The sequence below is a fragment of the Streptomyces pseudogriseolus genome (genome assembly GCA_002154585.1).
GTDB lineage: Bacteria > Actinomycetota > Actinomycetes > Streptomycetales > Streptomycetaceae > Streptomyces > Streptomyces pseudogriseolus.
In genome coordinates this window covers 1-713 of the sequence record MUNG01000603.1, presented here as the reverse complement: position 1 = coordinate 713, position 713 = coordinate 1, and the positions used below count along the sequence as shown (strand labels likewise).

The 713-nt window shown below is 68.4% G+C and carries 1 pseudogene; it reads right to left on the bottom strand.

What is annotated here, in order from left to right:
* Positions 1–120: 120 nt before the first annotated feature.
* A pseudogene (locus tag CCN29_RS33335) lies at positions 121–713 on the bottom strand (aminotransferase class III-fold pyridoxal phosphate-dependent enzyme); the annotation flags it as partial.

Sequence of the window (713 nt, the reverse complement as noted above, 5' to 3'; positions counted from 1 at the left end):
GGAAGCGCCTCGGCAGGCTCGTCCCGCGGCTCGGTCTCGGAGGAGCTCATGCCTCCATTGAGCACCCACACTTGCCCCTGAGGCAATTTTCTTGCCTCAGGGGCAAAACGCCCCGCGCGGTCAGCGGTTGGCGACCGCCTGCTTCACCAGGGTCCTGCCGAACTCCCAGATGAGTCCGCCCTCGTGGGCGTCGTCCATCACCGCGGTGAAGGCGTCCACGAACCGGTCCACGTCCCCCTCGTCGATGATCAGCGGGGGGATCAGCTTGATCACCTCCAGATGGTCCCCGGAGACCTGAGTGAGGATGCGGTGCCGCTGGAGCAGCGGGACCACCACCATCTGCGCGAACAGCCCCTTGCGGGCCGCCTGGAGCATGGCCCAGCGCGAGCGCAGCTTCAGCGAGCGGGGCCGGCCGAACTCGATGCCGATCATCAGGCCNNCCGCAGCAGGTCCCCGACCGCGCGCACGTGCGCCACGATCTGCTCGTCCTCCATGACCGACAGCACGGCGAGGCCCGCCGCCATGGCCTGCGCGTTGGAGCCGAAGCTGGCGGAGTGCACCAGCACCCGGTCCATCGAGGAGAAGACCTTCTTGAAGATCCAGTCCTTGCCGAGCGTGGCGCCCACCGGCACATAGCCGCCGGACAGCGCCTTGGCCACGCACACCAGGTCCGGCTCCACACCCTCCTCGTGCTGGTAGGCGTAGAAGTCGCC